The sequence below is a fragment of the Maridesulfovibrio spiralis (SeqCode) genome, from assembly GCF_048571135.1.
In the GTDB taxonomy this organism is placed as follows: Bacteria; Desulfobacterota; Desulfovibrionia; order Desulfovibrionales; family Desulfovibrionaceae; genus Maridesulfovibrio; species Maridesulfovibrio spiralis.
Genome location: NZ_CP182344.1, coordinates 3571190 through 3591754 on the forward strand (window position 1 = coordinate 3571190; position 20565 = coordinate 3591754).

Genomic DNA, 20565 nt, shown 5'->3' on the forward strand with positions numbered 1-20565 from the left:
TGTGTGTTGGCTCTTTTTTTTGTTTGTACGGTGTGATTGTACAATCAATCAAATATCTTGATGGTGCAGTTCTCTATTATCTCAAAGAATATGTGTAAAGCATATTCATGTCAATTAAGTAGTGCTTATTTTATAATATTGTCATAAAAGTTCCGATTCCTGTTGCATGTGCGGTATTACCATGCTAGGGCCGAATTAAGGGCTTGTTAAAATGAAAGTTTAACAGGGCAATTGGCAAGGTTGATCCGTTTCAAGGGGAGTTGTGGAGCGGATTTTATAGTCACCCTCAACCTGGATCAGGTTATGAGTGTCAAACGTAAGGGAAATAGCACGGTTACGATTTTCCCGGACTGGTGTAAGGGATGCGGCATCTGCGCAGCCTTCTGTCCGGCAAAAGTCATGGAATTGAACGATCAGGGAAAAGCGGTCGTCATCAGGGAAGAAGAATGTATTAATTGCGGATTCTGTGAGCTGCACTGTCCGGATTTCGCAATTATGGTTCGTCCCAAGGTTGATGATGATATTCCTGCGGTATGCAGGGCTGTTCTCGAAAAGTCCGCTCGGAAAAACGAGAAGTCTGCTGCGTCCGTCGGAGCTGCTGACAAAAGCGCTTCCGGTAAGCAAAAGGGATAAGGTGAACTTCCATGGCCAGACCTAGAAAAAAAAGAAATAAAGAGATTTTCGCTCTGGGCAATGAAGCTGTTGTAGAAGGTGCTTTGCTGGCAGGCTGTACCTTTTACGGTGGTTATCCCATTACTCCTTCATCGGAGATTATGGAAATCATGGCTCAGAGATTGCCGCTGATTCCCAACGGTTCTTTCATCCAGATGGAAGACGAAATCGCTGGACTCGGCTCAGTCATCGGCGCGTCACTGGCAGGCAGGAAAGCCATGACCGCTACCTCCGGACCCGGTTTTTCGCTCATGCAGGAGCATCTGGGATACGGATGTATCACTGAAACACCGCTGGTAATTGTTAATGTCATGCGCGGTGGTCCAAGTACCGGTCTTCCCACATCCCCTGCTCAGGGAGATGTGCAGCAGGCCCGTTGGGGAACCCACGGTGACCACTCAATCATAGTTCTTTCCGCCTCTAATGTTCAAGAATGTCTTGATAATACCATTGAGGCCTTTAACCTTGCGGAGAAATACCGCACGCCGGTAATCCTTCTTATTGATGAGATTACCGCTCATACCCGTGAGAAGATTATCATCCCCAACCCGGATGAGTTTGAAGTCTTTAACCGCATTGTTCCGACAATGCCTCCTGAATGGTATAAGCCGTATGAGGAGACTGTGCGCGGCGTTCCGCCCATGCCGTCCATCGGTTCCGGTTACCGGTTCCATGTGACAGGGTTGACCCATGACACTAACGGTTTCCCGACTTCGCGTCCTGATGAAGTCCGTGATCTTAATGAGCGGCTTTTCCGTAAGATTGATCAGTTCCTGCATGATGTGCAACTGGTAGATGAAGTGGATACCGAAGATGCTGAAGTTGTCGTCATTGCTTACGGCACAGTGGCCCGTTCTGCTGAACTGGCTGTAAAACAGGCTCGTGATCTCGGTGTTAAAGCCGGATTGCTGAAGCTTTCAACTCTGTTCCCATATCCGCGCAAGGCAACTGAAAAGATTATGACCAAAGCGCACACTCTGGTTGTGCCGGAAATGAATATGGGGCAGATGTCCAGAGAAGTGAAAAGGGTCAATAACGGTCAGGTAAGTGTACGGACCATCAATAAGGTGGACGGACAGATCATTACCCCGGCTGAAATCCTCAAAGTCTTAACACGGGTGTAGTCATGGCTGATATGAAAGGTACACAACTCATTCATGAGTACTTAAGGCATAATAAGAAGTTTCCGCATGTTTTCTGTGCTGGTTGCGGGCATGGTATTGTTCTTGGGTCATTGATCCGCTCCATTCATGGTCTCGGTCTTTCAAAGGACGAGGTCTGCGTGGTCGCCGGAATCGGTTGTTCCGGAAGGCTGGCAGCATATGTTGATTTCAATACCGTGCACACCACGCATGGTCGTGCGCTGACCTTCGCTACCGGTATCAAGATGGCAAAGCCGAATATGCATGTTATCGTCGTCATGGGTGACGGTGATTCCATGGCTATCGGTGGCAACCACCTGATCCATGCTGCACGTAGAAATATCGGTGTTACTGCGCTGATTTTGAATAACAATATCTATGGCATGACCGGCGGTCAGTGTTCACCCACAACGCCGTCCGGTTCTTTCTCCATGACCACACCTATGGGCCAGATGGAACAGAGTTTTGACTGTGTGGAACTCTGTTCTGCTGCCAAAGCTAACTATGTCGCTCGTGGTACAGTCTTCCATGTTAAAAAGCTGGATAAGATGATCATGGACGGTATCAGCAATCCCGGTTTCGGTGTCGTAGAGATTATGACTCCTTGTCATACTCAGTATGGTCGCAAGAATAAGTACAGAACCCCGGTGGATATGTACAAGATGCTCAAGAAAGATGTCATCGATATTGACCGTTACAACAAGCTCAGCGAAGCGGAGAAGGCCAAGAAGGTTCCTTCCGGTGTATTCGTACAGAAGGAAGAGCCAGGGCTGGAAGAAAAATTCTATGAAATGGCCGCGAATTGTCAGGGAGGTGTATAATGAAAAATCAACCTCTGGACAGATTTGAAATCCGTCTTTCCGGTCTCGGCGGTCAGGGTATCCTGACGCTGGGTAAGGTGATGGGTTCCGGTCTTGCATTGGGTCATGGCTATTTTGTTACCCAGACTCAGAGTTATGGCCCGGAAGCTCGTGGCGGCGCAAGCCGATCCGATCTTGTTGTCAGTTCTGAAGTGATCAGCTACCCCAAGGCTGAATCCGTGGATTTGCTCATCGCGCTAAGTCAGGAAGCGTGTAATATGTACTACCGCAACCTGAAGCCCGGTGGTTTGCTCATGATTGAAACCGATCTGGTCAAGCAGCCTCCGGTAAACCAGTTTATTGGTCTGCCGTTTACCAAGCTCGCCAAAGACAAGCTCGGTTTGATTCAGGCCATGAACACCATTGTACTTGGTGCAGCAACTTATTTGCTGCCTTTTGCCCAGCAGCGGACCATGCGCAAGAATCTTGAAGATGTGCTTCCTGCGAAAATCAAGGATATTAACGTAAAGGCTTTCAATATGGGATACCGTGAAGCTAAAAAGAACTTCGGAGATCCCGAAGAACTCTGGAAAGCAAATTCGGTGATTGTTTCAGACGAAGAGTTTGATTATGATTCAATTTAAGCAATCAGACATATCATAAATAAAAAAACTCCAGCTCAGGCTGGAGTTTTTTTATTTCTTGTAAAATTTTATAAATATTTTTCTGGCTCTTTGCACATATCATCGAACCGTTGGAAAAAGTCTCCGAAATGTTTGCCGTCCATAAGTCCATGCAGGGCTTCAACAGCTACGGGCATGGTCTTTCTGCCTGAATCATTTTCAGTAATATGTCCGAACAGGATACGGGGAACAGAATCCACAGTACAATCTCCCCAAGGGTTGCTTGCAGATGTGAAGGCCACCCCGTTTACAATGCTGAAATAGAAAAGGTTGGGCTTTTCGCCACCAGAGGGAGTGAGGGTGGGGTTTTCGTCTGCGGTCTGTCGGGCAATTTCGATGTTGCCAGCGGTCTCGGTGAAGTCTTGTCCAAAGCGGCATAGGCAGTTTGCGTGCAGGTTACGTCCTTTCGGGATGTAGGTGAAGGCCGGATGGATGACATCGAAGATGGCAGGTTTGCCGTCAACTATGCGGGTTCTGAATTCTGGGACATCATTGGCTGCGCGGGTCGCCAGATAGTAGAGCATGTCGGAAAAGCGTAGCTTGGAACCGTTTGCCTGCTGCTCTTTGCGGTAATTGAAAAGTTCACTCACGTCCTGCTGCACGGTGAATCCGTAGCGGCTGGTGCACAGGGATTGGAAAAAGTTGAAGTGCTCGTACCGCTCCCATGTTGCGAGGTCCAGAAATTCCATTTTGCTTTCGGTTTTTAGTGCGTCGGTGCTCATATTTATGTCTGTCCATATTTGGTTGTGTGTAAATTAACTTATGGGCCAGCTATAACCAATGAACCTCAAGTCCGCAAATATCTGAACGTCATTGAAAATTCAGCTTAACCATTGTGCAGTGGGCTGTAATGACATACATAATTTATATGTCGAAACGAGCTTATACAGTCGAACCAGTGTTGGATAAGGAACAGGTTGCGGATATCCGTATCCATGTGGATGGTAAAGTATGGCATCTTTGGGGCCGCAAAGGGGCGGAGCGAGAGCTGTCACTTGCTCAAACAGTAGGTTCAGGAAAGCTACCTGTTGTTCTCGGTGCCGGGCTTGGCGTTTGCATCGGGGATCTTCTGAAATCCGGTCCTGTGGCGGTGCTGGATAATGATCCGCTTATTGGTGAAGTTTCCGGTGCGGATAAGTTGCGTGATCATCCTCAAGTTCTCTGGCTTAGTGGTGATCCCGCACAGGTTCTGGATCAGGTTCGTGAGTGGCGTGCAAATAACGGAGGCGGTGCTCTACATATCTTGAAGATTCCATTGTACCAACGGCTGGACCCGAAATGGTACATTGCAATCGGCAATACTCTTGAGAATGAACAGGAATCTGCTCTGCCGGATTTTTGGGCTGAAGCTGATTATCCTAAATTCAGGAGTAGTAAACCCCGGGTACTCTTTTTCAATCGCCCGTATTTCTTGATGGGTGAGATTACTTCCGCGTTGAAAAGGCTGGGGATTGAGTTCCGCAGTGTTGATATCGGCTCCGGGGATACTGTGCGAGATGGATTTGTTGAAGATCTTTTGCGCGCAGTGGTGGAGTTCAAGCCCGATTTGGTGCTGACCGTGAACCATTTTGGGGTAGACCGTGAGGGCAGGCTTACCGACCTGCTGCTGAAAATGAAGCTTCCGCTGGCTTCATGGTTTGTGGATAATCCTCATCTTATTCTCTACCGGTACGCGGATGTTCTACCCGATTTTACCGCTATTTTTACTTATGATGCCGGGAATCTGGACATCATGCGTGAGAAGGGCTTTGAGAATGTCTTCTACTTGCCGCTGGCAACAGACGTTGAGCGGTTTAAGCCGGGCTTTGCTGGGCGTGATGAATGGCGGGCGGATGTGTCTTTCCTTGGGAATTCCATGGTTAACGCGGTTGAAGAATACACGCTCTCAAGCGGTATCAGCGGTGATCTGCTCCACGATTTTCCAGTACTTGCGGCTGAGTTTGGTGAACGGGCTGAGCTTTCCGTTGAGGAATTTTTGCGAAATAGACACCCAGAAATTCTGCTTCAGATGGAGAATTTCAGCACCGATGAACAAAAACTTTCCTTCGAAGCTCTGATTACATGGGAGGCTACGCGTCGTTACCGTCTATCCTGTGTGCAGGAGTTACTACCTTTCAATCCGCTTATTGTCGGCGATGAAGGCTGGCATAAGCTATTGCCCGGTCAAGGCTGGCGGTATTTGTCTTCGCTGGATTATTATAATGATCTTCCGGCATTTTATCCCATGTCCAAAATTGGGTTTAACTGTACCAGCAGGCAGATGAAAGGGGCAGTTAATCAACGGGTGTTTGATGTTCCTGCAAGCGGAGGGTTTGTGTTGACCGATTACCGGGAGCAGATGGAAGCGCTATTCGAGCCGGGCCGTGAGATTGTATCATATTCGGATATTTCCGAGATCCGGCCTTTGTTGGACAAATGGCTGTCTGATGATGCCGGGCGAGCTGAAATTGTTGCTGCTGCGCGTCGAAGAATACTCGCTGAACACACCTATGAACACAGGCTTTCATTGCTGTTCGAAAAAATGCGCCAGACATTTGGCTGATTTTCAGTCTTCTAATGCGTTTAGCGGATTGTTGTAGAGCCGATCTTTTGATATGATTTGCAAAACAACATAAGGAGTGGGAAATGAAAAATATTTTTATTGCAGTTATTTTGTGCGGTGGTTTGTTGGTTTTTGCCGGTTGTGGTTCCAAGCACCATACAATCACCATGACAGACGGTTCGACTTCTGTAAGTATCGGTGCTCCTAAATATGACAAAGAATCCAATACTTATACATATGAGAATGTTGATGGGCAGGCGACTACAATTAAGCGCGAAGATGTGCAGAAGATTGAGGAAAATATGAAATAAGATTTATTTTTGCAGTAAGAAGCCGGAATCTTATGTTTTGAGATTCCGGCTTTTTGATTATGCGTCTTGGGTCCTCATTTTGTTCATGAAATCATCAAGATTGGTGGCCAAAGAGGCCAGCTCAGCTACTGATCCAGCCACCATGCTCATAGAGTCTGATGTCTGCGCCGCAATATTGTTCACGGCATCAATGGCTTTGGTTACTTCTTCACTCGCTGCTGATTGCTGCTCAGCTGCGGTTGCAATGCCCTCGACTTGTCCGGCTGTCTCTTTTGACATTTTAAGTATGTGTTTCAGAGCTTCTTCTGCTTCACTGCAAAGTTCTGTAGCCTGCTGGATGCTGATCAGTGTGTCTTCCGTTGCGGTAGTGCTCTTGCGGGAACTGTTCTGAATGGCCTGGATGGAATTACCGACTTCTTTGGTGGCCTGCATGGTGTTTTCGGCAAGTTTGCGAATTTCATCGGCTACAACGGAAAATCCGCGACCGGCTTCTCCGGCTCGGGCGGCTTCAATGGCTGCGTTCAGGGCCAGCAGGTTGGTTTGGTCAGCGATGTCCGAAATTACCTGCATAATTGTTGTGATACCTTTGCTGTGTGTGTCCAGTGCGCCCATTTCCTGCTTGAGGTTCCCGGCTTTCTGGTTAACCTCATTCATCACTCCGATGACGTTTTCAACAATTTCTGAACCGTTATCGGCTGTTTCTTGAGTCTGGCGGGCCATATGCGCTGCATCACTCGAATTTCTTGAGACTTCAAGGATCGATGAATTCATCTGCTCCATAGAAGTCGCGACTTCTTCGGTTCTTACCTGTTGATCCTGAATGCCTCGACTCGAATTCTGTGTCTCAGAGCTGATCTCATCGGATGTTCCGGCCAACTGTTCAGAAATTTTGCTTGCGTCCGCAACTCCACGGGCGATTTTCTCATTTTGTGCAGTAATAAAGTCTTCTTTTAATTTGATATTGGTAAAGTCCATTATTGTGGTGAATCCACCGAGCAGGTTGGCCCTTGAATCAAAAATAGGAGAAGAGGCTACTGAGATATATTTAGTAGTTCCTTTACGCCCATCAACTTGTCCTTTAACAAATTGTTTTTTTTGCTCCTGCAGGCATTTTTCCGAAACGGTTTCCTGTTTTGTTCCATAAAAAAATGTTGAAAAATCGCTACCAATGAAATCATCCACTTTACCATCTTCTTCAATCAGATTGATAATGCTTTCATTCATCCAGCGTATATTTCCATCCACTCCCACTACGACCATGGGAGTCATGATGTTTTTCAGCATGGATTCGCTCATGCCTACTTTTTCATTGAGTATGTTGTTGAGAATCTCGATTTTTCCAGCCAGGGTTCCTAGTTCGACCATATAGTTGTGGTGCGGTATGGGAGTATAATCCCCTTCAGCAATTCTATTAACTTCATTAGTGAGAACTTTAATTGGTTTGATTATATGGCGTTGTACAACCAAGCCGAGAGCCAGTAAACCTAGAGTTGCTAATAGAATTATAATCTTGGATGTCTGGTCTGGCGTAAGATAGATAACAGTGCTCAGTAAAAGGGCGATAATTGCAATACTGGTATACAAACGTTTGGTCATATAACCTCCCTGTAAACAAATTTAGGACCTGGTTATAGGAAGCATATTCAGTGCCATGTCTTTGCTATCAAAGGATTTATAAGTGGCAAGTGAAGAAAGGAGTGCTTTTGGGAGTGAAATGTGGGTCAGAATGTCTCAATTCTATTACTGAAAGTGGTGTGTAGGTTCAAAGGTACGTTTTTTCAGTATTTTAAGTGTGTCAGAAATTCATTAATTAAAAAGAAGAGGCCTAACGGCCTCTTCTTTTGGGCAAATTGTTACTATTCCATGGTATTGGCCAGTTTTTCAAAATAGGGCCGCACAACCTTCACATCTTCTTCCGGAGCTTTCATCATAGCTTTTGCGGTTTTGATGGATGAAAGCATATGTTCTTTCATCATTTTCTTTTGTTCCGGGGTAAGATTCGGGTCGGCTTCCATCTGAGCGATGGCAGTTTCCAGTTCTTCCATACCCACATCGGTATCTTCTTCCATAGCGATCGAAGCAAAAGCTTTAACTACACGACCAGCCGTATCGGGCCAGGTTTTGTAGGAAAAGCCATTGGCTTCAATAATTCGTTTGGCCTGTGGGGAGTAGCCGTACAGCATGGCAAATTCTTTGTGCAGCATCTGCGGGTCGAGAGGGTCGGCGTCACTTTCTCCGGATTCTTCAAGTTCTTCTTCCATCTGCTCCATTAAAGGGTCGAGTTGTTCCAGTGTTTTAATAACTCTTTCGACCTGATCTCCGGTCAGCGGAGAAGCAGCATTTACAGTGAAGGCCAGCATTAGGCTCGCTATGAGCAATATCAGTACTTTTTTGACCATTTGTTCCTCCGTTGGGTAAAATGTCTTTATAATTGTTTTGGATATATACAAAATCATGCATTTGTAAAGAATATATAAAGAAAGGCCCCTGTTTCGTTTGAAACAGGGGCCTTTCTAAGTTTAAGGATATGGCAGTAATTGATATTTTATTTGATAAAGAGCATTTCGGAGTAGCTGGGCAGGCACCAAAGGTCGTCTGCGACTACTTCTTCAAGCTGGTCAGCGTATTTACGTACTTCAAGCATTGCGGGGAGTGCGGTGCAGCAGAGATATTTTGCTTCTTCTTCAATATCACCTTCAGGTTTAGCACTCATAATTTTTTCAAGTTCGATGTTGGCTGTCTGCATGCCACGCAACTTGGCGGTAAGGTCTTCGAGGGTTCCGGTAGTGAATTCTACACCGATTTCTTTCATTGCAGCGCAGGTTTCCGCCAGTTCTTTCTGGTAGCGAACTGCACCGGGAAGAATGTGGGTCTTTGCGAGTTTAGTTACCAGTGCAGCTTCGGTGACGATAGCCTGATTGTACTGCTCAAGGTAGATTTCTTTGCGGCTTTCCAGCTCTTCTTCAGTGAATACACCGTATTTGGTGAACATTTCTACTGATGAAGGAGATGCAATCTCGGGGATTGCGTCTGCGGAGGTGCGCAGGTTGGGCAGGCCGCGTTCTTCTACTGCTTCTTTGTGCCATTCTTCAGAGTAACCGTCGCCGTTAAAGACAACCTGTCCGTGGGCGTCCATGATATCTTTTATGACTTTGTTTACAGCGTCATTCAGTTTGGACTTGTCGCCGCCCATGAATGCTTCAATTTCGTCAGCGATGAAATCGAGGGATTCAGCCATCATGCTGTTCAATGCAACCTGAGGACCGGCGATGGAGAGGTTGGAGCCTACTGCACGGAATTCAAAACGGTTACCGGTGAATGCGAACGGGCTGGTTCTGTTGCGGTCTCCGGCATCTCTGGGCAGCGGAGGCAGGGTGTCTACGCCTGCTTTGAGGAAGCCTGTGGAAGTAGGGGTCGGGGAATTGCCTTCCTGAATCTTGTTAAAGATTTCGGAGAGCTGTTCGCCAAGGAAGATGGACATGATTGCCGGGGGAGCTTCGTTTGCACCGAGACGGTGGTCGTTGGAAGCGCTGGCAACCACTGCGCGCAGGAGTTTGCTGTGCATGTGTACAGCGCGGATTACAGCGGCACAGAAAATAAGGAACTGTGCGTTCTCGGTGGGGTTCTCACCCGGATCGAAAAGAGATCCGTGGCCGTTGCAGCTCAGGGAGTAGTTCACGTGTTTGCCGGAACCGTTGATTCCTGCAAAAGGTTTCTCGTGGAGCAGGCAGACCATGCCGTGTTTTTTAGCCACGCTTTTCAGGGTGGTCATGATCATCTGGTTGTGGTCGGTAGCAATGTTGGACTGTTCAAAGACAGGAGCGATTTCAAACTGTCCGGGAGCTACCTCGTTATGACGGGTTTTAACTGGAACGCCCAGCTTGTAGAGTTCGTGCTCTACGTCCATCATAAAAGAAAGAACGCGGCGGGGAATTGCGCCGAAGTAGTGGTCGTCAAGTTCCTGTCCTTTAGCGGGCTTGGCGCCGAAAAGGGTTCTGCCGGACATCATGAGGTCAGGACGCGCGAAGTAGAAGTTGCGGTCAATGAGGAAGTATTCCTGCTCGGGGCCTGCATTGGATACAACGCGGTTGCCTGAGTCGTCACCGAAAATTTTCAGGATGCGCTGTGCGGAGGTGTTGACTACCTGAGTAGCTTTGAGAAGAGGTGTCTTTTTGTCCAGTGCTTCACCTTTCCAGGAAATGAATGCGGTGGGAATGCACAGGAAAGTTCCGTTGGGGTTCTCAAGGATGTAGGCGGGGCTGGTTACGTCCCATGCAGTGTAACCACGAGCTTCAAAAGTGGCTCGCAGGCCGCCGTTGGGGAAGCTGGAAGCATCAGGTTCACCCTGAATGAGCAGTTTTCCTTCGAATTCGGCAATGCAATTGCCGTTGCCGTCGGGGGAGATGAAGCTGTCGTGCTTTTCTGCGGTCAGTCCGGTCAGGGGGTAAAAAACGTGAGTGTAATGGGTTGCACCTTTTTCCATTGCCCATTCTTTCATTGCGTTTGCAACGGTGTCGGCGATGGAAGGATCAATGGCAGCACCTTCTTCAATGGTATTTTTCAAGGATTTGTAGACTTTCTTAGGAAGTCTATCCTTCATTACGCTGTCGTTGAAGACATTGCAGCCGAAGAGTTCGGTGGGTTTGGATTCGGCAAAGCTGAAGGATGCTTCAGGGGTAGAGTAGTTGGTCACTGCAGTGATCGCACCCTGGCGGGAGGTGTTTGAACTCATTTGAAAAAACTCCTTGAATATTTTTATTGGTGATCTTCGTAGGCGAAGAATTTTGGGCTTTCATCAAATCTGCACAGAATGAAGCATTTGATGTGCCAATTATATAAAAGTATTATATTTCGGTGTCTTGTGTGGTTTGGTTGGTTGATTCGCTAGTCAGAAATTACAAAAATGTAGAATTGTTCATGGTGAATCGAAAAGTGTGTTACAAAATTGTAAGCATTTCTCGAAAGTATCTTGTTTTGAGGTGAGTATATTACAATATTGTATAAAAAGTACTACATATAGTGGTGAGATGCTTAAAATTAGCAGTTATTCGTCATGATTGGCTCTAGAATGGATGCCCGTCTTTGTACGGGGTGAAGCTACATTAATATATATGGGTTGTCAGCCCCAAATTATAAATTATTTGGTTTAGACTCAGCATAGGGTCATTTTTTGTTTTTTGGGGTGAATATGACCAAAAAACTGTTTCGGTTTTTTCGAGTTTTTGGCCGCGAAGCGCGTTGGTATATTTTAAATAATGAACGCGTGTAACTGTAGTTATTATTAATTTACCTTGTTGTTGGTTGATTAGTTGATCAAGAAATAATGTTGGCATAAAATGCGTGTATTTTTGATTTGTTAGCTATATTTTAAGATTTGATTAATTTTCTAATGAAGCGTTATTGGGTTAACTTCTTGAGTTTAGTCGCAGAAAGTGCTAATTTTCTCACCTTCGACAAATAATCGATTGGTTCTTTTCCTGTTGATCGGTCTATCTTCATTATTTTAATGAAGGTATTTTTTAGAAATGATGTTTCATTCTCGGAGGATTCATGAAAAAACTGCTTACACTCATCGTTGCTGCTATGATTACCGCAACCATGGTCGGAACTGCTTTCGCGGGTAAACTTACTGTTGCTTGTGACACCAGCTTCCCTCCTTTCGAATTTAAAGATCCTGCTACCGGAAAGCATACCGGTTTCGATGTTGAGCTTTGGGAAGCCATTGCCAACAAGATCGGTGCTGATTATGACCTTCAGCCCATGGATTTCAACGGCATTATCCCCGGTCTGCAGTCCAACCAGCTGGACGTAGGTATCGCCGGTATCACCATCAAGCCCGAACGTGCTAAAGTAGTTGATTTCTCCGATGGTTACTATAACTCCGGTCTGCTCATCCTCGTTAAAAAGGACGACAACAGCATCAATGGTATTGAAGACCTCAAAGGCAAAAACATTTCCACCAAGCTGAGCACCTCTTCCGCAGACTTCGCAAAGTCTGCAAACGCTAAAGAAGTTAAACTTTACCCTAATAACGACGCTATGTTCATGGAACTCATGACTGGCGGTGCTGACGCAGTTATTTTTGACTCTCCCGTCATCGCTGACTTCATGCGCAAGGCTGGTAAAGGTCAGGTTAAGGTTGTTGGCCCTCTTTACAACGGTCAGCAGTACGGTATTGCTTTCCCCAAAGGAAGCGCACTTGTTGCCAAAGTTAATGCTGCTCTCAAAGAGCTGCGCAAAGACGGTACCTACCGCGAACTGTACGTAAAGTGGTTCGGTACTGAGCCTAAATAGACTGATCAGCTATTATCAGATGTTCAATAGGGCGGCCTTGTTGCCGCCCTTCATTATTTTTTAAACAGGGGTCGTAATGGCATTTGCATTTGACACTACAGTTTTCTGGGACACATTTCCCATGCTTGTGCGTGGTCTTAAACTTACAATTGAGATCACAATCGGCGGTCTTTTCTTTGGCTTCCTGCTTGGAAGTGCAGCGGGTTTGATGAAACTTTCCCGCAACTTTTTCACCAGAAAAATTGCCGGAATTTACGTTGAAGCCATCAGGGGGACACCAATGCTCGTACAGGCTATGTTCCTGTATTACGGTGTTCCCATGGCTGTTGGAATGCGTATTCCACCCATGACCGCCGGTATTGTCATCATTGCAGTTAACTCAGGTGCTTATATTGCCGAAATCGTGCGTGGTGCAGTTCAGTCAATTCATAAGGGGCAATTTGAGGCCGGTCGTTCCATCGGTCTGACCAATGCGCAGACCATGCGTTTTATTATCTGGCCGCAGGCTCTCAAACGTATGATTCCGCCCCTTGGCAACCAGTTTATCATCAGCCTTAAAGACACTTCCCTGCTTATGGTTATTGGTGTCGGTGAGCTTATGAGAACAGGGCAGGAAATCACATCCGTGAACTTCCGCGCTTTTGAGGTATACCTTGCCGTTGCCTGTGTTTACCTTGTTATGACCCTTTCAATCGCGTACGTGATGCGTCGTATTGAAAAAAAGCTGAATACTTCCCGGAGGTAATGAGATGATTGAGATTAAGAACCTTCATAAAAGTTTCGGCAATTTTGAAGTTATCAAGGGTATTGACCTTAAAGTTGAATCCGGTGAAGTTGTCTGTATCATCGGGCCTTCCGGGTCCGGTAAATCTACCGTTTTGCGCTGCATCAATAAACTTGAGGAACCGACTTCCGGTACTATTATCGTAGACGGTCATGACATCATGGCTCCGGCTACCAACATCAACGAAGTGCGCACCGAAGCTGGCATGGTTTTCCAGCAGTTCAATCTTTTCCCGCACATGACCATTCTTGAGAACGTAACTCTCGGTCCTACTAAGGTTCGTAAGATATCCAAGAGTGATGCTGATGAACTTGGCCTTAAGCTGCTTGATAAAGTTGGTCTGAAAGATAAAGCCCGTAACTATCCGGAACAGCTTTCCGGCGGTCAGAAACAACGTGTAGCTATTGCCCGTTCTCTGGCTCTTCAGCCCAAGGTTATCCTTTTTGATGAACCTACTTCCGCGCTTGACCCTGAACTGGTTGGGGAGGTGCTTGAGGTAATGCAGAAGCTGGCCAAAGAAGGCATGACCATGATCGTGGTTACCCATGAGATGGGATTTGCTAAGGAAGTTGCTGACCGTGTTATTTTCATTGATGAAGGCGTCATTCAGGAAGAAGGTGATCCTACTGAAGTTTTCGCCAACCCTAAGAATCCGAGGCTAAAAGACTTTCTCGGAAAGGTTTTTTCTCATATATAGCCTCAATATATATAGTTTTTTATTAACAGGCAGTCCTTCGGGCTGCCTTTTTTGTTGTGTGTTTGTTTGCTCCTATGGGTTGACGTCTTCTGTTCTTTGCTAAATAACAATAGTATCTTTAAATTTGAAATTCGGGAGGCAGATTACATGAGGAAGTTTCTTAGTAGCAGTGTGGTCGTTCTTGCTTTGGTTTTGATGAGTTCTTTTGCTGTCGCCGGCAGTTGCCCTGAGTTGCGTGGAACATGGGTTGGTCTTGTGAAGATGATCGCTAAAGACGGAACACTTAAAGAAAGTAAGGCTGTATTCGTCATCAAAAAGCAGGAAGGCAAGCTGTTCACTGGCAATAAAGCATGGTTTGCCGAAAATAAAGAAAATCTGATTACTGAAGGATTCAGCGGTGTCGTAGACGAAGATGGTGGTCTTTATTTTGCTGAGCATGACGATGGGTACACTTTCGGTAAGATGGTGGGTAAAGAGAGAATGTCCCTTTACTATCTTGAAAGTGGGCGTAAAGCCAAGGTGATACAATACTCCATGGAAAGAGTTCGTTTTGCTCGCGCCTTCGTTGATATTGATAAAGATGGTAACAAGACTATCATCCGTTCTGAAATCGTGAAGGTTTATCCTTTGAATGCTGAGCGGATTATGCGTGAAGCAGACTTGAACAAGGACGGTAAGTTGAGCAAAAAAGAATGGGAAGAATGGAAGAAAGATAAATAGTTTACATTATGTTGAGTTTAAAGGCACGGATTTCGGTTCGTGCCTTCTTTCTTTTAGTAGTTTTTAGTATGGTTATTGCTCCCAATTCTTATGGTTGTTGAGACGGTTTTTGATATTTTTTGGGTTGGTGATTGGGGTTAATTGTTACTTTTTTGAGTCGTATAATTACTTAATTTGATATTGGATTCCTTTTAATGCCAACTGCGTTTTACGATTGAAAAAAATGACAGCACATGAAATAGTCTGATTAAATTAATCAATAATCATAAGCTGGTGTGGGGGAGATTATGAGTGATGCTTGGGCTGTTCTTCTGGCTGGTATTGGGGGATTTGGTCTGGCTTATGCCCTGTTGCAGGCGCGGGAGCAGGGTAGGGGAGCGAATAAAGAATTTTTGCTTTGGCGCAAAGATATGCGCAAGATGGCTTTGATGATTACCAATTATACCCCAAGGCAGTTCGGGGGGTGTGCGAAGAGTGCGTCAGCGCATATGGCTGTTGCAAAGCTTCGGCAACTTCATACTGTACTTGCGGTCAGGCTTTCTCCTGACGATAAAATAGGACTAAAGCTTTTGAGCTGCCTAAACCGCTTGATTGCTGATGTTGATGGTGGGAAGGTTGGAATCGAGAGTCATGCTGAGGTTGTCCGTTTGTTTTCAGTTCTGTTGTCTGACCAAACAAGCGTAAAACGAAGAGCCTTTGCCAATCCTCTCAGTGAATTTTTCAGTTGGCTGTATAAGTTGCCTGACTATCTTACTGATTATGACCGGGAACGTAAGACCAACTAGTCCCTTTCTGAATTAAAAAACAAGGATCTTTGTGTTTACTCGAAGATCCTTGCTTATATTGATGTCCCGGTTACTGAAGAACTTATATATTGAGATGGTGATTTCGCCGGGTAGAGTCTAGTTGATGTTTATTCCGGATTAAGAAATATCAGAGTATAGCTTTGTAAAGAAATCTCGTTCTGCTTGATTCAGAAACATTATGTGGCCATCTTTTCGGACGAATAGGTTGAAAAGCATAAAGTGTACCCAGTGTTTCTGTTCTGTATTTCCGTGTGCATGCATGGTGGTCTTCCATTCTGTTTCAGAGAACTGCTCATCTTTTTCTATATAACACTGATGAGTGGTGAATATAGAATGAACCTTGTTTGTCAGCTTTGAAAAGTCAGATTCAGATCTATTAAATAAGACGAGCACAATTTTGCATGATGGCCACAGGGATTTGTTCAGTAGTTGGTTGATATTATATACCAATCCTTCTGTGCAGTGCCAGCTGAAGCATTTTCCGCATAATGCAGATCTGTCATCAATGTTTATGTTGAAGTTGATTTTACCTTTTGAGCTGAATAGGTCCTGATTGTTGTTGTCTGCGAAGTGGGTGTTGAGATTTGAAACAAGTATATTGCGTAGATCCTGATCATTATGGATGCCATAGATTGCAGGGGTGCGTTCAAAGCTATTACCTGTGTGACGCAAGACGCGGATTGCGTTGATGAAGTCTATGTCTGAGATGATGGGGGGCTTTTCGTTGTCCGGAAGTGCCTGAGGAAGAGTAAGTTTCTTTTTGGTATGTACAGGATTAAATATTGTTGTTCCGGGTCTGGGGTCGAGACGCAGGGGCGTTATACCTTCTCGTCTACGTCTGCGCAAAATGGTTTCACGGACCAGTCTTTTAAGCTTCTTCTCAAAAAGAGTTATGTCTTCCGCTTGCCATTTGAGGTATTCCTGTATCTTTTCAAAGTTACGCAGGAAATTTTTTTTGAAGGCGGTCGGGTCTGAATATAGCGGCCTGATATAATGTTTGATTATGCGGTCATCTTTGATGGTAAAGCTTGGTCCACCGTGGGCATAGTGCATGCTGGGCCTGCTGAGCAGCAGTCTCGTGTCACCGGAGTAGGGTATTTCCACCCGAATAAGCATCGCATCTTTCGAGTCTCTAAGATCATCCTTATTCTTCCCAAGATATAGTCTCCCGGAGGCGGTTATTCGGCACAAAGCCGGCCTGCATATGTGGATTCTTTCTTCATGCAGCACTATCTGGTTGATGGTGTTCTGTTTAACTATTTTATTCAAAATTTTATCGTCTGAAGCAGTGATAAAATATTGCGCAGGAACATTTTCAACCTGTGTCAGAATGCTGCTGTATATATTTTCCAGTATGACGCTTAATTCACAGTCATTGAAAAGGTTGTTTCGATGTTGTTTAACCATATCCGGCCTCCTGTGAGGCAAAATTTTGACATAATTATGTTTCAACTAGATATATGCATAAATTATTCCAAGGATAATGAGCTGTTTTTAAGGGTGTAACTTTATTAATGTTGGCAACACCCAAAGATCAGCCCCACGACAGGACAGATCTTCTCAGGTGTTTGGTTCGAAACTTAGGTCGTTATATTATACCATAAAGAGGTCCGCCGGGAGCAGCCAATTCATCAACCTTTTTTTCGACTTCCGGGGCCGGGTCGAGCGGCGGAGCCTGATAACTTTTCATGCGGGCATCAATTATGAAAGACTTTTCAGTACCCCAATGTTTGGCTTTGGTGAAGGATCCTGCTCCATATATATCGGCTGCCGGATCAGAGCGGGTGAAGGTGACCCAGAGGAAGTTTTCCCAGTTCTTTGCACAGAAGTCAGGATCATCAACCACAACAACCATAGGAAATCCTTCGATTCCTTTGGAGTGACACAGAGCTTCTCCCAGTCTTTCCATTTGCGGGTCCTGCTCACCGCGTGCTTTTTCGCTTTTTCTTCCTTTGAGTAATAAGATGCCGGGGCTGAAAACCTTAGCCGCACTAAATCCTTCGGGCAGAGTGGGCAACTCAGGAACTTCGTTGCTCAGCTCACGTTTTTTTGAACCGGCAGCTGCAAAGATCAGCTTGGAGCCTTCGTTAAAGCCCATGCCGGAATAATCGAGGGTATCGATGGTGGTGCGGGTAATGAAATGCAGGTCTCGTTTGAGGTTGACCCGTTCAAGCATGTGTTTGAAGAAGACAGGAATATTGTGGCAGTTCTCGCCATGCTCCATGTCTTCTTTTGCGCCGATGAAGAGGTATTTTGCCAGTGCCGTCTGGGTGTTCCCCAAAAGAGCCATGCCGTTGGTCAGCAGCTCCTGCGGCTGGCGTTCTTCAGCATAGGGTACATAGCGTTCGCTGCCTACGGCCAATAGCAATGGATGAACCCCGGCCACGTCTACGGCGTGGACTTCATGAACTCCGGTAAAGACTGAGGGAACCAGTTCTGAGGTAAGTTCATGGATGAAATCACCGAACATGGTATCTTCCTGCGGAGGGCGTCCAACTGTAGTGAAAGGCCAGATTGCATCGCTGCGGTGGTAGACTTTATTAACCTTGAGGACCGGGAAGTCGTGAGTCAGGCTGTAGTAGCCGATATGGTCTCCGAATGGTCCTTCCGGTTTTTGCTCATTGCTGATGGTTCCGCAGATGCAGAAATCAGCCTCGGCAGGTACTGGCAGCCCATTTGGACGCACCACCATAGGGATGCGGTGGCCGCCCAGTGATCCGGCAAAGAAAATTTCAGCTAATCCTTCGGGTAAGGGCATTACAGCGGCAATGGTCATGGACGGAGCACCGCCGACAACTATATTAACTTTGAGCTGCTCTCCTTTTTTCAAGGCCTGTGCATGGTGATGCCCGATGCCGCGGTGAATCTGGTAGTGCAGCCCGACTTCGGTGTTGGTGTATTCGTTGCCGGAAAGCTGCACCCGGTACATACCTATGTTTGATCCCGCGAAACCGGGATTTTCCGGGCTCTCGGAATATACCTGCGGCAGGGTGACAAAAGCTCCGCCGTCCATAGGCCATGATTTCAGCTGTGGTAGTTCCGAAATAGTTGTTTCATTGGCGGTGACCGGCCCTTCAGAAAGTTTACGCGGCATGGTGTGATAGGCCGTGCGAGGCGCGCCGAGGTATTTCCAGGGCCGTTTGATAGCTTCCATGGGATACATTTTCAGCTTCATCAATCGTTCCACGGTTTCAATTGTATCACGGAAGATGAAGTTCAATCTTTCCTTGGTACCGAAAATGTTTCCGGCCATGGGAAATTTGCAACCCTTTACATTAGTAAAAAGCAGGGCAGGTCCTTTGGCCTCAAATACGCGCCGCTGGATGACTCCTGCTTCAATATTCGGGTCGATTTCCTGATCTATTCTTAACAGGTCTCCCTTGGCTTCAAGAGCATCAAGGCATTCTTTTGTGTTTTTGTATCCCATTATATTCTTATCCTTTGCTGGAATTATTTGCGTGCGGAGAGTGTAGGGATTCAACTGGCGGTAATCAAGTTTTATCAGTTAAAAAAGCCTGCCGGCTACGGCAGGCTTTGTATATTGTTACATGATCGGAAATATTCTTCCTAATAACAAAATGCGTATGTCCCAGCTAATATGAGTCTGCGGCAATCAACTGTGCTGGCAGATGCTATTTCAGGAGTTTATTTGCCAGCAGTTTCTGGATGCCCACAACGTCACTGCCTTTTTTCAACTCTTTGAGAATCGGGTCCCGGCGTCCTGATACCCACATCTTAAGTTCGGAATCCATATCGAAATGTCCGGCAGTTTCTACAGAAAAGGTCGAGATGGATTTGTACGGTATGGACATATATTCGACCTTTTTACCTGTTAGCCCTTGTTTGTCGATGAGGATTAAACGTCCTGTAGTGAAAACGTACATGTCGCGGATAACTTTGAAAGCCCGCTCAACCTTTTCACTGTCTGCAAGAATAGGGGAGAGCTCTTCCTGTACATCTTCAACGCTTATTTCAGATGCGTTGCCCATCAAGCCGTCAAGAATTCCCATAATTACTCCATATTTAATTTGTTTTACGAGTGATGTTTCAACTTTATCATATAGTTGGATATTAATCTTCATTTTTCAACTGAAACATCTCAATGATAAACGTATTGCGGATATCTATGTGAATTCGGTTAAAAAGTATGTTTTTTGTTCTTGATGCTTGTTCAGAGCAAATGATAATGGCAACCGTATGAAAGAGACCCAAACATTACACAAAGCAGACGAATTGATTGGTATAGATACCAGTTTTAAGATTTATCCCTTTACCGACGGTACCGGATGCCCGATCAGTGATGTCCAAGAGCCTCATATGCATGATTTTTATGTAGTGCATTATGTGTCTTCCGGCTCCGGAAGCTGTGTTATTGATTTTGAGACATATGATATTATTCCAGGCTCTCTCTATTTTGTCTCTCCGGGGCAGCTTCATTTGTGGAATCCGGATGGCAGTGTTGATGGCTTTGTTATGGTTTTTACCGATGAATTCCTGAAGTCACCGGAAGCCCCGGTTCATAATGCCTTTGAGTTGGAATTTTTCAACAGCGTGGTCAATTCCCCCATGTTTATGCTTTCGTCGGGACAGAAGGCTGAGTTGTCCGGGGTTCTATTCAGCCTTTGCCGGGAATTCAGTGAGCGTAAGACCGGATTTGAAACCGTTCTTCGGTCATACTTTCATATTTTCATGATCGGATTGCAGCGAATGTTTGCTGACCGTTTGAGTGGGCCGGGTGCTCGGGCTGAGAACCGTATTGTCCGAGAATTCAAAAAGCTGGTCGCTGCTGATCATAGTCAGCAGTTACGAGTGCAGGATTATGCAGAGCTCATGAATATCAGTGTCAGCAGACTTAGTGCGGTGATTAAAGAAGCCACCTGTCTGACTCCGGGGCAGATAGTGCGAAATGAGCTGGTAACCTCTGCTAAACGTATGCTTGCCAATTCCGATCTCAATATCTCAGAAATATGTTATGAATTGAAGTTTGAAGATCCTTCATATTTTGGAAAATTTTTTAAGCGCGAAACAGGTTTCAGTCCATCCGTCTTTCGTGAACACATGAGAGGAAAGTACCAGCAATTAGCATAATATCGCCTTCTCTTCGCTGGTCCCGG

At 45.7% G+C, this 20565-nt stretch carries 19 protein-coding genes; 12 read left to right on the forward strand and 7 right to left on the reverse strand.

The genetic code is table 11. The features are described from left to right. Nucleotides 1-303 precede the first annotated feature (303 nt). The 4 genes from ACNI29_RS15965 to ACNI29_RS15980 are packed head-to-tail and all read left to right on the forward strand — an operon-like array spanning nucleotide 304 to nucleotide 3258. On the forward strand, nucleotides 304-633 hold the full coding sequence (locus tag ACNI29_RS15965; RefSeq protein WP_419779368.1) for a 4Fe-4S dicluster domain-containing protein: 330 nt from the start codon (nucleotides 304-306) through the stop codon (nucleotides 631-633). 11 nt (nucleotides 634-644) lie between these two features. After that, nucleotides 645-1796, forward strand: coding sequence for a 2-oxoacid:acceptor oxidoreductase subunit alpha (locus tag ACNI29_RS15970; protein WP_419779369.1), 1152 nt, complete (start codon nucleotides 645-647; stop codon nucleotides 1794-1796). A gap of 2 nt (nucleotides 1797-1798) precedes the next feature. After that, nucleotides 1799-2635 (forward strand): 2-oxoacid:ferredoxin oxidoreductase subunit beta, encoded by an 837-nt coding sequence (locus tag ACNI29_RS15975; RefSeq protein ID WP_419779370.1) that lies wholly within the window; start codon nucleotides 1799-1801, stop codon nucleotides 2633-2635. Further along, the gene (locus ACNI29_RS15980) at nucleotides 2635-3258 is read left to right on the forward strand and encodes a 2-oxoacid:acceptor oxidoreductase family protein (RefSeq protein WP_419779371.1); all 624 of its coding nucleotides are present in this window, start codon (nucleotides 2635-2637) and stop codon (nucleotides 3256-3258) included. Before ACNI29_RS15975 ends, ACNI29_RS15980 begins: the two co-directional genes overlap by 1 nt. Nucleotides 3259-3326: 68 nt before the next feature. On the opposite strand, the gene ACNI29_RS15985 is transcribed toward ACNI29_RS15980, so the two are convergent. After that, nucleotides 3327-4019, reverse strand: coding sequence for a CatA-like O-acetyltransferase (locus ACNI29_RS15985; RefSeq protein ID WP_419779372.1), 693 nt, complete (start codon nucleotides 4017-4019; stop codon nucleotides 3327-3329). A gap of 146 nt (nucleotides 4020-4165) precedes the next feature. On the opposite strand from ACNI29_RS15985, the gene ACNI29_RS15990 reads away from it, so the two are divergent. Both ACNI29_RS15990 and ACNI29_RS15995 read left to right on the forward strand, forming a co-directional pair. After that, nucleotides 4166-5839 (forward strand): CgeB family protein, encoded by a 1674-nt coding sequence (locus tag ACNI29_RS15990; RefSeq protein WP_419779373.1) that lies wholly within the window; start codon nucleotides 4166-4168, stop codon nucleotides 5837-5839. An 83-nt stretch (nucleotides 5840-5922) separates the two neighbouring features. Next, a complete protein-coding gene (locus ACNI29_RS15995) occupies nucleotides 5923-6150 on the forward strand; it encodes a YgdI/YgdR family lipoprotein (RefSeq protein WP_419779374.1) in 228 nt (75 codons plus the stop codon). 57 nt (nucleotides 6151-6207) lie between these two features. Here the strand turns inward: ACNI29_RS15995 and ACNI29_RS16000 are convergent, their stop codons facing one another. The 3 genes from ACNI29_RS16000 to ACNI29_RS16010 all read right to left on the reverse strand — a co-directional run bounded on the left by ACNI29_RS16000 (nucleotide 6208) and on the right by ACNI29_RS16010 (nucleotide 10882). Then, complete coding sequence (locus ACNI29_RS16000) at nucleotides 6208-7746, reverse strand: methyl-accepting chemotaxis protein (protein ID WP_419779375.1); 1539 nt, start codon at nucleotides 7744-7746, stop codon at nucleotides 6208-6210. A gap of 260 nt (nucleotides 7747-8006) precedes the next feature. Next, nucleotides 8007-8549, reverse strand: coding sequence for a hypothetical protein (locus ACNI29_RS16005; protein ID WP_419779376.1), 543 nt, complete (start codon nucleotides 8547-8549; stop codon nucleotides 8007-8009). A 146-nt stretch (nucleotides 8550-8695) separates the two neighbouring features. Next, entirely contained in the window at nucleotides 8696-10882 is a 2187-nt protein-coding gene (locus ACNI29_RS16010; protein ID WP_419779377.1) for a glutamine synthetase III family protein, read from the reverse strand. 818 nt (nucleotides 10883-11700) lie between these two features. Here ACNI29_RS16010 and glnH point away from each other — a divergent pair. From glnH to ACNI29_RS16035, 5 genes are all read left to right on the forward strand, one after another. Further along, on the forward strand, nucleotides 11701-12444 hold the full coding sequence (gene glnH / locus ACNI29_RS16015) for a glutamine ABC transporter substrate-binding protein GlnH (protein WP_419779378.1): 744 nt from the start codon (nucleotides 11701-11703) through the stop codon (nucleotides 12442-12444). Between the two features lie 76 nt (nucleotides 12445-12520). Further along, nucleotides 12521-13189, forward strand: a complete 669-nt coding sequence (locus ACNI29_RS16020; RefSeq protein ID WP_419779379.1) for an amino acid ABC transporter permease — start codon at nucleotides 12521-12523, stop codon at nucleotides 13187-13189. A gap of 4 nt (nucleotides 13190-13193) precedes the next feature. Beyond that, nucleotides 13194-13925, forward strand: coding sequence for an amino acid ABC transporter ATP-binding protein (locus ACNI29_RS16025; RefSeq protein ID WP_419779380.1), 732 nt, complete (start codon nucleotides 13194-13196; stop codon nucleotides 13923-13925). A 147-nt stretch (nucleotides 13926-14072) separates the two neighbouring features. Then, on the forward strand, nucleotides 14073-14645 hold the full coding sequence (locus tag ACNI29_RS16030; RefSeq protein ID WP_419779381.1) for an EF-hand domain-containing protein: 573 nt from the start codon (nucleotides 14073-14075) through the stop codon (nucleotides 14643-14645). 287 nt (nucleotides 14646-14932) lie between these two features. Then, nucleotides 14933-15430, forward strand: coding sequence for a hypothetical protein (locus tag ACNI29_RS16035; RefSeq protein WP_419779382.1), 498 nt, complete (start codon nucleotides 14933-14935; stop codon nucleotides 15428-15430). Between the two features lie 138 nt (nucleotides 15431-15568). On the opposite strand, the gene ACNI29_RS16040 is transcribed toward ACNI29_RS16035, so the two are convergent. The 3 genes from ACNI29_RS16040 to ACNI29_RS16050 form a co-directional block, all read right to left on the reverse strand. Further along, nucleotides 15569-16858: a hypothetical protein gene (locus ACNI29_RS16040; RefSeq protein ID WP_419779383.1), complete on the reverse strand. Its 1290-nt coding sequence runs from the start codon at nucleotides 16856-16858 to the stop codon at nucleotides 15569-15571. Nucleotides 16859-17039: 181 nt separating this feature from the next. After that, nucleotides 17040-18878 carry a UbiD family decarboxylase gene (locus ACNI29_RS16045; RefSeq protein WP_419779384.1) on the reverse strand — a complete coding sequence of 613 codons (1839 nt, stop codon included), beginning with the start codon at nucleotides 18876-18878 and terminating at the stop codon, nucleotides 17040-17042. 205 nt (nucleotides 18879-19083) lie between these two features. After that, a complete protein-coding gene (locus ACNI29_RS16050; protein WP_419779385.1) occupies nucleotides 19084-19461 on the reverse strand; it encodes a PH domain-containing protein in 378 nt (125 codons plus the stop codon). A gap of 223 nt (nucleotides 19462-19684) precedes the next feature. On the opposite strand from ACNI29_RS16050, the gene ACNI29_RS16055 reads away from it, so the two are divergent. Further along, entirely contained in the window at nucleotides 19685-20539 is an 855-nt protein-coding gene (locus tag ACNI29_RS16055; RefSeq protein ID WP_419779386.1) for an AraC family transcriptional regulator, read from the forward strand. The last annotated feature ends 26 nt before the right edge of the window (nucleotides 20540-20565 follow it).

Excerpts from the sequence above, each read along its gene's own strand:
- ACNI29_RS15965 (WP_419779368.1), top strand. The coding sequence starts at position 304 with ATGAGTGTCAAACGTAAGGGAAATAGCACGGTTACGATTTTCCCGGAC.
- ACNI29_RS15970 (WP_419779369.1), top strand. The coding sequence starts at position 645 with ATGGCCAGACCTAGAAAAAAAAGAAATAAAGAGATTTTCGCTCTGGGC.
- ACNI29_RS15975 (WP_419779370.1), top strand. The coding sequence starts at position 1,799 with ATGGCTGATATGAAAGGTACACAACTCATTCATGAGTACTTAAGGCAT.
- ACNI29_RS15980 (WP_419779371.1), top strand. The coding sequence starts at position 2,635 with ATGAAAAATCAACCTCTGGACAGATTTGAAATCCGTCTTTCCGGTCTC.
- ACNI29_RS15985 (WP_419779372.1), bottom strand. The coding sequence starts at position 4,019 with ATGAGCACCGACGCACTAAAAACCGAAAGCAAAATGGAATTTCTGGAC.
- ACNI29_RS15990 (WP_419779373.1), top strand. The coding sequence starts at position 4,166 with ATGTCGAAACGAGCTTATACAGTCGAACCAGTGTTGGATAAGGAACAG.
- ACNI29_RS15995 (WP_419779374.1), top strand. The coding sequence starts at position 5,923 with ATGAAAAATATTTTTATTGCAGTTATTTTGTGCGGTGGTTTGTTGGTT.
- ACNI29_RS16000 (WP_419779375.1), bottom strand. The coding sequence starts at position 7,746 with ATGACCAAACGTTTGTATACCAGTATTGCAATTATCGCCCTTTTACTG.
- ACNI29_RS16005 (WP_419779376.1), bottom strand. The coding sequence starts at position 8,549 with ATGGTCAAAAAAGTACTGATATTGCTCATAGCGAGCCTAATGCTGGCC.
- ACNI29_RS16010 (WP_419779377.1), bottom strand. The coding sequence starts at position 10,882 with ATGAGTTCAAACACCTCCCGCCAGGGTGCGATCACTGCAGTGACCAAC.
- glnH (WP_419779378.1), top strand. The coding sequence starts at position 11,701 with ATGAAAAAACTGCTTACACTCATCGTTGCTGCTATGATTACCGCAACC.
- ACNI29_RS16020 (WP_419779379.1), top strand. The coding sequence starts at position 12,521 with ATGGCATTTGCATTTGACACTACAGTTTTCTGGGACACATTTCCCATG.
- ACNI29_RS16025 (WP_419779380.1), top strand. The coding sequence starts at position 13,194 with ATGATTGAGATTAAGAACCTTCATAAAAGTTTCGGCAATTTTGAAGTT.
- ACNI29_RS16030 (WP_419779381.1), top strand. The coding sequence starts at position 14,073 with ATGAGGAAGTTTCTTAGTAGCAGTGTGGTCGTTCTTGCTTTGGTTTTG.
- ACNI29_RS16035 (WP_419779382.1), top strand. The coding sequence starts at position 14,933 with ATGAGTGATGCTTGGGCTGTTCTTCTGGCTGGTATTGGGGGATTTGGT.
- ACNI29_RS16040 (WP_419779383.1), bottom strand. The coding sequence starts at position 16,858 with ATGGTTAAACAACATCGAAACAACCTTTTCAATGACTGTGAATTAAGC.
- ACNI29_RS16045 (WP_419779384.1), bottom strand. The coding sequence starts at position 18,878 with ATGGGATACAAAAACACAAAAGAATGCCTTGATGCTCTTGAAGCCAAG.
- ACNI29_RS16050 (WP_419779385.1), bottom strand. The coding sequence starts at position 19,461 with ATGGGAATTCTTGACGGCTTGATGGGCAACGCATCTGAAATAAGCGTT.